Below are 6,789 nucleotides of genomic sequence, written 5' to 3' on the forward strand. Positions count from 1 at the left end.
CTAAGTCCATTTCCATGTATCCACTCAGCCGACACCGATGACCGGTCGCCAGCCTCCTGTTCTGGCGCTCTTCTACGGCAGAATTCGGCGCCCAAAGCCGCCTTACGCTCGTCGCCAAAGCAGACGCTCAACAGCTGAACCACGCCAACTACGCCATTGGTTCGTTCCGGTGATAGCTCGCCGTCAAATAGAGGCGATCATGTTGTTGCCCAACGGTGTCCTCGACTGCAACAAAACGACAAAGCCCGGATGCAAGAATTGCGTCCAGTACTCCCCGCTTCGAATGTTGGACACGAGAAATGGCCCACAGGCAGCCTCGATTCTTTCTACGGTACTGGGCACCCCGCCCAACGGCACTCGAAGCCAGCAGGACAGTGATTTCAGCGGCTGGTTTCCATCTACATCGAAGACGAACTTCAAGGGTAGATGTCCGACCAACTTAGCGCCGAAAAGCATCCCCTGACTCTTCACGCTGTATTCGAGATAAGCAGTGCCGGCGTCCGTCCGTCGATTCCACTTACCACCGGGGTGGGCTAGTTCTAGGTCCTCCTGGGCGGCGTTCCAGGAGACACCCCAAAGTCCCTGTTCAAGTTTTCGGTCAGACACGGAGTTATTCATCTAAGGGCTGCTTCTGGCCGGATTCCGCGTGACGGTAAGGTGATGGGGCGCGACTGCGAAACCCCCGACCCGGAGAGCGATACGTTTTGTTTCCTGACACAAGCCCAACCATGCTAGTTTCATGAGACAACCGGCATCAAGCTGGAAACCATCTCTAGCTCAATGTGGAGATGTAACATTAAGAATCGTTTGGGAGGGGAAGCATGCAAGTGCCTGAGTGGAACTTCGCCAGCGTGATGCTGCGCGCTAGCAAATCATTAAGAGTGGCCTCCGTGACAGTGAGGTTGCTGGCATTGGCCCTCGTTTGCGCCATGCCAGTCCATTCAACCCATGCACAAAGTGGTGCGTGTGTTGAAAACGGAGGGGCTGACGAGTGCTCCGATCCCAAGATCGTGAGCGAAGCTCGGAGCTTATGTTTTGAGGCTGGCGCGTTCATGCCTTTGATGAATGCGGCAGTTGCATGCGGCTGGACAGAGCCTACAGGTTCAGATGCGGCGGTATCTCAGAAAGCTGCATGTTGGTATGGCGGAGAATGTCCCGCAAATATCGAGCCGCCGCAGTGGAGCGCCCCCGGCCAAAACTACAGTTCCAATCTCTGTTGGAACGTCGAGTCGCAGTCGAAGAACGGGATCTCCACTCGTGCCTTTGCCGTGATGAGAGGTTCTCGAACCTACACGCCTACGGCGCCAGCTGGTCAACCTCAGCCCCCTGCGTGTAGCGCAACCGCAGCCGTTCCTGAACAGTCGATCGGTGTGCTTGCACTGCGAACCCGCGAACTCGGCTGCGACGAAGGATGGACTCGGTATGACGTGGCCGACGGCTACGAGTGCAGAAGAGGTCTGTCCATTCCCCCAAAGCTCTGTGAGTCATGTCCTACCGACGAAACGCCGGCCTCGCCCCCACAGGATGGAGCGACGGTGGGCAACCCCATCATTACAGCCACCGCTGAAAAATTCCAACGTGAAACCGACTATGTAGATCAGGGGGCACATCCGCTGACCCTGCAGCGTGTCCATAGATCGTCATGGGTGACCAAGGCGGACTGGCCGCTTCTTTCGGAAGTCGAAGGCTCACCATTGGGTAAGAGTTGGGTTCATAGCTTTCACGCTGCTATCAAGTTCAGTGAACCGAGGGCGAACAAAAACGCTCGTGCGCTCGTAGCGCTGGAGAACGGTGATGTCCATGTTTTTTACCGCACCAAAACATCGCCGCTGGATAACTCCACTGACTGGAAGACCACCGAGTCGGGGGCGCAACTGACCACGAAGTTGAATGGTCTTACTCAAGAAGTCCTGTCATACCTCTACACGCACAAGGAAACGGATGTGCAGTGGGAGTTCAATACGCTGGGACGCCTGATCAAGCGGAGAGAGCCCAATGGCTGGACCATGTCCTACGCCTATTCGCCGGACGGAAATCTGCAAAAGGTGACGAATCAGTTTGGAAGGTCACTGAGCTTCTTCTACGACGCAGCGGGCCGGCTTACACGAGTGCGCACACCAGACAACACCGATGTGCAGTATCAATACGGCACGGCACTGAGCAAAGTGCTTTACCCCGACGGATCGCAGCGCGGCTACGTGTATGAGGACAGCAGATTTCCCCTGGCACTCACGGGCATCCTCGACGAACTGGGGACACGGTATTCGACGTATGGCTATGACAGCACTGGACGCGCTGTCTCCACAGAACTAGCAGGCGCCGCATATAAATTTACCGTCGCGTATGAAGGCCGCAGTACCACGCGAGGGTTCAAGGTCACGGACCCGCTCGGAACCGTCCGGTCCTATCGCACACACTTCTTCTCCAATTCTCGTGCAGGCGTTGACTACATGTCGACGCCAAGCGCGGAAATGGACGATGCCATATTCATCCGGGGGTTCTCTGCAGCGGGGCTGGTGAATGAAACACGGTACTTCGACTATTGGTACCGCTACTGGCCGACCTACTACCAGTGGGATGAGACGCGACGTCTTCCTATTCAGATCTCAGAAGGCGCCTATTCATCCAATGTCGAAATGGCGGGATATGTCTGGCACTCCAACTTCAGGGTTCCCGTCTCGCTCAATGAGGTCAAGCGATCCACCGTCTATTCCTACGACGCAAATGGCAATCGCACTTCTGAATCTGTCACTGACAAAACTTCAGGGGTCGTGACGACACGCAGTTGGACGTACTTCCCAACAGGGTTGCTGGCAACTTCAACCGAAGCCAATGGCGCAGTGACCCAATATGCCTACGACGCAGTGGGCAATTTGTCCAAGGTCATCGCACCGAATGGCCAGCAGACATTGTTCACCCACGACGCAAGCGGACGTGTCTTGACTCAGACCAGCCCTTCAGGTGCTGTCACCCAGTTCACTTATGACACCCGTGGAAGACTGCGCAGCACCGTGACCGATGGGCTGACCCAGTTGTTCACGTATCACCCCACAGGACTGATCGCTTCAATCAGTTCGCATGATGGTTACGTGCTCAGCTACACCTATGACCCGGCCCATCGCCTGACAGGGTGGTCAGATAACCGCGGCAGCAAGGGCGCCTATTCACTTGATGCCATGGGCAATCGCCTGAATGAACAGGTCTTAGATGTGGCAGGGCAGACCGTATGGACGCTGTCTCGTTCGATCAACGTCCTGAACCGCGTATCCGGAGAGAACCTCGGAGGCTCGCAGCCAAAAACGTTCGAGTACGACACCAACGTAGACCTCGTGAAGGTCACGAATGCGCTCAACGAAGTCTACAGTTCGAGGCGCGACGAGAAGCGAAGGCTCTCTGCTGTTTATCAACCTTCAGGGGCTGGCGTTGATGCTAGGTACGATGTAGTCAACAATCTCCTCAGTACAACGGACTTCAAGGGCATTCCGACCACGTTTGTGCGTGATGCCCGTGGCAATGCGACCCAAGAAACATCGTCGGACAGTGGCACTCAAAAGGCTACCTACGACACGCTTGGTCTGCCCAAGCAAGTGACCGACGCGCTGGGGCGCGCCACCACCATCACGCGTGATGCTTTGGGACGCCCCACGTTGCTGCAATACGCAGACAACACCAGCACCACGCTGCGTTACGACCTGCCAGGCGTCACCTACAACGCACCAGGCGCACCACAGGCAAGCGTCGGCTACCTGTCTGAAGTGCAGGACTCGGGGGTCACGACCACTTACCAGCGCGACATTCTGGGGCGTATCACCCGCAAGACTCAAACGCTTGCAGGTGGCAACACGCGCAGCATTTCCTACAGCTACCACCCCGCAGGCAGTGCAGGCGCTGGGTTGCTTGACACCATTACCTACGGTAGCGGCAAATCCCTAGCCCACGTGTACAACAGCACCGGGCAACTCACAGCACTGCATTGGAACGGCCAGCCACTGGTTACCGGCATCACGTGGAATCCCCTGGGTCAGCCCACAGGTTGGCAATGGAGTGGCTTCACTGCACCGCCTCCTGCAAATGCGCAGCCGCTGACAGAGCAACGCACCTACACAGCAGCCGGCCAACTGGCGAGCAGCAAGCTGCTTCAACTCATTTGGGACGGTGCCGGCCGCATCAGTCAAATCACCCAGCAGCACATGCTGCCCACTGCCAGCAGCACGGTGGCCCAACAGGTGGGGCTGTCCAGTGCGTACACCTACAACAGTGCAGGCCGCCTCACGGCAAGCGCACACAGTGCCCCGCCCGGTCAGGTGCTACCCAGTGGCTGGAGTCTGAGTGACGTGATCGGACCCAACAGCATGGGCTATGCCTATGACGCCAACGGCAACCGCACGCAGGCCTTCTACAGCACCACCACTCCTGCTGGCACGGCCACGCTGCAGCGCAATGTGCAAATCACCAGCGGCACCAACCGAATGAGCGGCTACACGCAGGCCTTCAAGCCCGCGGATAGCACCACCAGCCAGAACAGCACGGTCAGTTATCAGTTGGATGCCAGTGGTGCCCTGACCAAGAAAGGCGACAACTATCTGCACCAGACTGCCCAAGGCCGCATAGCCAAGGTCAGCCTGAATGCAGATGCCAATTCCCAGCAAGCCATCAACTATGTCTACAACGCACTGGCGCAGCGCTTATCCAAGAGCGATGCCCGCCTGTCCACCACAACACCCCTGACCGAGCATGCCGTCTATGCGGATGACGGCATTGGCTCCACTGTGCTGGGTCAGTACGGCAACCGCAGGAGCGCCACCAGCGCGGCGCCTGCTGGCGAGATGGACAGCACAGAGGTCATTTATCTGCCGACCGCCGGTGGACCCATGCCAGTCGCAGCGCAAATCAACGGGCGGCTATATGCCATCGAAAGTGACCACCTGAACACGCCAAGGCGGCTGACCAACACCCAAGGTCAGGTGGCCTGGCAGTGGTTGATTACGGGATTTGGCGAGGTGCCTCCCACGCTGGGCGCCAAGGGCTATGCCATCAACGGCATAGACAACGGCAAGGTCTATAGCGAGGCAGTGAGCTTCAACCTGCGCTACCCAGGGCAGCAGTGGGATGAAGAGACGGGACTGAACTACAACCTGAATCGGTACTACGACCCCGCCAGCGGGCGTTACATCCAGAGTGATCCGATTGGGCTGGATGGGGGGTGGAATCGGTTTGGGTATGTGGATGCGGACCCGCTGAACTTCGCAGATGACGAAGGCTTAACTAGACGGGCTGCGGCACCGACGGCTCCTAGCTGGGGGCAGGTGCAGCTCAATTTTCAAGGAGCTCGCCTCACCAATCAGATTCTGCAGTACCAGCCGAACTATCAATACAGTTATATATCTCTCCCGGGACAGGGGTACACGGTCGCAAATATTGGGCAGCTACAAGGCTTGCTTCAAAGACTCCAGCAAAGTTCAGTCTGCTCAAATAGATCGATCTCTATTGAAGAGCAAGCGGCATCGCTCGTTCCGCTCAATGGGGGCAGAAGTAGAGTTACCCTTCGAAGCGAAGAATTTCAGTTGCAAATTGACTTAATCGGTCGGTCGCATAATGGCATTCCTACACCTCATACCAAAGAGTCAGCCCGAAATTGGCGTGCTCCTCCGCACTTGCAACCCGTGTATAACACTACCGAGAGACAATCGGAACTTCGGCCTGCCACCCAGAGCGATATTCGTAGTGCAAGACGATACTTAGAGAGACGCCAATGATCAGAAATTTCGAGATAGTGGAAGCAGTAGGACTATCTTTTGAAGCGGGATATTTTGACCTGCATAATGATTATAAAATAGCCGACCTCTGGAATAATGGGGGTAATTTTCACATCCGTTTTCAAAGGCTGCCTGATTCCGTTGGGGGGCAGGATGTTGAAATTGTTTTTTTTGGGGTGTGTTTTCTTGAGTCGGATGTTCTCCCCGCAAATGGCAGGAATTTATTTATCTCGGAAATTGGATACAAAAATCCGGATGATGTGGATTACGACTGGCTTCTGAGTGAATTTTTATCTACGACAGAGGATCATCTATTTTTTAGATTCGATGCCGATCATTTTTTAAGAATTTTTGCAAAAATTGCAGAGGCAAAAATTGTTTGATATGCCAAGGTAATTCCGCCTACACGCTATCAAGCAGTAGCGCCCAATTTGGATCTAAACCCAGCAAGGCCCGCCCGCCTGCTGGGCCTTGAGCAGACCGCACAAAGCAGCGGCACTGGCGGCATTAGATGCCATGAGCATCATTACCTTTAGCTCGATGTTGAGGTGTGCGCATTCTGGTGATGATGACCGGCCTGTCCAGCAGCCTCAACACTCGTAGAAGGTATGCTCAGTCACCTGTCGCAATCGGCCATGAGCGGTCGTCCAAAAAGTCAACGGAGATTCAGTGATCAAGTTCCTTAATGGATCGAAGCGGGCGGGACTCTTCCGCAAGGAGCACATGCTCTCAACAGTAGTCACATGGACGAGCGCCGTCGGTCCTGAGGAAGACTTCGAGCAATTCCGCGAAGGTTTCATTGCTTGGATGCAAAAGCATGGAAGTTCTGCGACGAACCTGCTGCTTGTCTTCATGGTGCATGACAGCGGGCAGCAAGCCATCTTTACGTTCTTCAGCCGCGCTCTAGGCGACACGCAGGTTGCAGCCAATCTAGGCAAAGTTCGGATATCGCTCCAGTTCCCCTCGATGAGTCAAGCCGTTGCGGAGCAGACAAAGGCTCAAATCCTCACAAAGGATTTCTGACGGAATTGTG

4 protein-coding genes are annotated in these 6,789 nt (G+C 55.6%); 3 read left to right on the forward strand and 1 reads right to left on the reverse strand.

Annotation, left to right across the window (positions count from 1 at the left end; all coding sequences use genetic code 11):
- Positions 1 to 183: 183 nt before the first annotated feature.
- A complete protein-coding gene (locus N4G42_RS24985; RefSeq protein WP_260669108.1) occupies positions 184 to 618 on the reverse strand; it encodes a hypothetical protein in 435 nt (144 codons plus the stop codon).
- Positions 619 to 1,535: 917 nt separating this feature from the next.
- On the opposite strand from N4G42_RS24985, the gene N4G42_RS24990 reads away from it, so the two are divergent.
- The 3 genes from N4G42_RS24990 to N4G42_RS25000 all read left to right on the forward strand — a co-directional run bounded on the left by N4G42_RS24990 (position 1,536) and on the right by N4G42_RS25000 (position 6,779).
- Positions 1,536 to 5,756, forward strand: coding sequence for an RHS repeat-associated core domain-containing protein (locus N4G42_RS24990; RefSeq protein WP_260669109.1), 4,221 nt, complete (start codon positions 1,536 to 1,538; stop codon positions 5,754 to 5,756).
- Positions 5,753 to 6,139 (forward strand): hypothetical protein, encoded by a 387-nt coding sequence (locus N4G42_RS24995; RefSeq protein WP_260669110.1) that lies wholly within the window; start codon positions 5,753 to 5,755, stop codon positions 6,137 to 6,139. The genes N4G42_RS24990 and N4G42_RS24995 overlap by 4 nt, the downstream gene beginning before the upstream one ends.
- A gap of 286 nt (positions 6,140 to 6,425) precedes the next feature.
- Positions 6,426 to 6,779, forward strand: a complete 354-nt coding sequence (locus N4G42_RS25000; protein ID WP_260669111.1) for a hypothetical protein — start codon at positions 6,426 to 6,428, stop codon at positions 6,777 to 6,779.
- The last annotated feature ends 10 nt before the right edge of the window (positions 6,780 to 6,789 follow it).

The organism is Acidovorax sp. K2F, assembly GCF_025246485.1.
GTDB lineage: Bacteria > Pseudomonadota > Gammaproteobacteria > Burkholderiales > Burkholderiaceae_C > Acidovorax > Acidovorax delafieldii.

Bases quoted from the DNA above. Each gene is read 5' to 3' on its own strand.
- N4G42_RS24985 (WP_260669108.1), bottom strand. From the start codon at position 618: ATGAATAACTCCGTGTCTGACCGAAAACTTGAACAGGGACTTTGGGGT.
- N4G42_RS24995 (WP_260669110.1), top strand. From the start codon at position 5,753: ATGATCAGAAATTTCGAGATAGTGGAAGCAGTAGGACTATCTTTTGAA.